The 2869-nt window shown below is 70.0% G+C and carries 3 protein-coding genes; all 3 read right to left on the reverse strand.

The features are described 5' to 3' along the window. On the reverse strand, positions 1-640 hold a 640-nt coding region (locus AC2VON_RS15620), incomplete at its 3' end, for an alcohol dehydrogenase catalytic domain-containing protein (protein ID WP_486953768.1). Continuing rightward, positions 637-1401 carry an SDR family NAD(P)-dependent oxidoreductase gene (locus tag AC2VON_RS15625; RefSeq protein ID WP_486953770.1) on the reverse strand — a complete coding sequence of 255 codons (765 nt, stop codon included), beginning with the start codon at positions 1399-1401 and terminating at the stop codon, positions 637-639. The genes AC2VON_RS15625 and AC2VON_RS15620, both read right to left, overlap by 4 nt. Before the next feature lie 22 nt (positions 1402-1423). Further along, a partial coding sequence (gene sppA / locus AC2VON_RS15630; RefSeq protein WP_486953769.1) for a signal peptide peptidase SppA occupies positions 1424-2869 on the reverse strand: 1446 nt, incomplete at its 5' end.

Raw genomic sequence — 2869 nt, forward strand, 5'->3', positions numbered from 1 at the left:
CGTAGACCAGCACCCGGCTGGACGGCGGCGGCGGGTGCCGGGTGATCGAATGCAGCGACACCGAGAACGGGTCGGCGAACACGGCGACCTCGTCGGGCACCGACTCCGGCACGACGTACAGCATGGAATCGTGGGCCGGCATCAACTCGGCGTAGCCGCCGGTCGCGTCGGCCGACACTCCGGTGTGGATACCCGGCTTGATGTCGCCGTCGCAGAAACTCCAGCACAGGCTGTAGTCGCCGGATTCGCAGGCGGGGCAGGGCGGTTCGATGCCCCGCGGCCGGCACGACAGCCACGGGTTGAGCACCACCCGCTGCCCGACGTCCAGCCCGGTGGCTTTCGGCCCCAGCGCCACCACGTCGGCGACGACCTCGTGGCCCATCACCTGGGGAAAGGAACAGAACGCGGCCATCGCGTTGTCGACGTCGTCTTCGCCGAAGTCGAGCAGGATCTGCTTGGAGTCCGATCCGCACACCCCGGTCAGCCGGGGCCGGGTGATCACCCAGTCGTCGTGCAGGAATCCCGGGTCCGGCACGTCGCGCAGCCCGACGGGACTCTGGGCGAGGTTCTTGGCCAGCTGACTGGCCCCCTCCGGCACGTCGAAGGGCTCCGGCGGCACCCCGAAGACCAGCGCCTTCATGACCGGACCATCGCAGCCGCACCGGCGATGTAGGAGTCGGGGTCGGCGGTTTTGGCGTCGACGACCGCCTTCAGGTCCGGCAGGTAATGCTCGAAGCGGTCGCCGCCCAGCGCGGCGATGATGCCGGCGGCGACCTCGTCGGGCGGAACTTTGGGTCCGGTGTAGACCGGGTCGTCGTTGTCGGGCTGGTCCCAGATTTCGGTGTCCACGGCTCCCGGCTCGATCAGCTTCACCGAGATACCGCTGTCGTGCAGGTCGACGGCCATCGACTCGCTCCAGCCGCACAACGCGAACTTGCTGGCGCAGTAGGCGGCTTCGTGGATGATCCCCAGCCGGCCGCCCATGCTGGACACGTTGACGATGACGCCCTCGCCGCGGGCCAGCATTGCCGGCAGCACCGCCAGCGTCAACCGCATCGGGGCGAAGAAGTTGACCCGCATAACGGTTTCCACCTCGGCGGGGTCGAGCGCTCTGACGTTGCGGCGCTTGGGAATTGCGGCGTTGTTGACCAGCACGTCGATGCCGCCCAATCCGTCGGCGGCCTGCCGCGCCAGCTCAGCGATCGCGGCCGTGTCCGCCAGGTCGGCCACCCACATCGCCGATGCCGGTGAACTGCGCTGGCAGTCGGCCAGCACCTCCGCGAGCCGGTCGCGGCGGCGGGCGATCAGCCCGACCACTGCATGCCGGGCGGCCAGCTGGCGGGCCAGCGCGGCGCCCACCCCCGACGACGCTCCGGTGATCAGCACTCGCTTGCCTGCTATCGAGTAGGTCATGACCGTAAGCTTAAAGGCGCGACTCGCCCAGCCACAGCACATTGGCGCCAGTCAGTGACCGCTGCGCCTGGCCGAGGCTCCCGACCAGCGAACGGCCCACCAGGGCGACCAGCGTGTCGGTCAGCGACGCAGCCGGCTGCGAGGACGGGCGCGGACGCAGGAACTCCCACAGCGACGAGCCCGGGTAGGGCAAAATCCGCACCTCACTATCCGGAGCGTCGGGATCCAGGCCGGCCAGCACCTTGGCGCGACGCACCGCGGTGCGCAGCCCGCCGAGCTCGTCGACGAGGCCACGCTCGAGCGCGTCCGCACCGGTCCACACCCGGCCGCGGGCCACCGCCTCCACCGCGTCGGCGGGAAGGTGTCGCCCGGCGGCAACGCGGGCCACGAAATCGGCGTAGAGCAGGTCGGCCTCCGCCTCGACCTGGGCTTTTTGATCGGGGGTGAACGGCGCGTTGATCGACCATGCGTCGGCGTTGGCGTTGGTGCGTACGGTGTCGCTGCCGACGCCGAGGCGGTCTTTGAGTTCGCGGGCGATCAGCTTGCCGGCCACCACCCCGATCGACCCGGTGATGGTGCCCGGGTTGGCGACGATGGCGTCGGCACCCGCGCAGATGTAGTAGCCGCCGGAGGCGGCCACCGCGCCCATCGAGGCCACCACCGGTTTCCTGGTTGCACGCGCTTCGCGCACCTGGTTCACCGCGCGCCAGATGGTCTCCGCCCCGGTGACCAACCCGCCGGGGCTGTCCACCCGCAGCACGATGGCGGCGACGTCGTCGTCGGCGCCGGCTTCGCGCAACGCCGCGGCGATGGTGTCACCGCCTGCGGGGCGGCGGTTGCCGAACGGCAGCAGCTGCGGCCCGCCGTGGCCGCTGACGATCGGACCCGCCACCGTCACGACCGCAATCGCGGGTTTGGGTTTGCGGCCCGGCACGGCCGGCAGCGGGGGTACTGGTAGCCCCGGCCGGTCCCCGGTCGCGTGCGCATAGCGTGACAGGTAGAGCCGTGGCGGCGCTTCGTCGGACGAGTCGGCGTCGCCCTCCTGCGATGAGATGCCCTTGGCACCAACAAGGTCGGCGATCCGGTCATAGGCTTGGTCGCGGAAGCCAATCCGGTCGATCAACCCGGCAGCGACGGCGTCGTCACGCAGCAGCGGTGCACGGTCAGCCAGTGCGTCGACGACACCGGCATCGAGCTTGCGGGATTCGGCGACCGCCTGCCGCACCTGCGTGTGCAGGCTCTCCACCAGCGCGGTGTCGGCCTCCCGGTGTGCATCGGTGTAACTGTCCTGGGTGAAAAGGTTTGCCGCCGATTTGTATTCACCGCGGGCGACGAATTGAGCTTCGATTCCCAACTTGTCCAGCGCGGAACGCAGGAACAACGCGTTGGTCGCGAACCCGACCAGCCCGACCGTTCCCGACGGCTGCATCCAGACCTCGCCGAACGCCGACGCCAG

It is taken from the genome of Mycobacterium sp. TH-M82 (assembly GCF_057473605.1).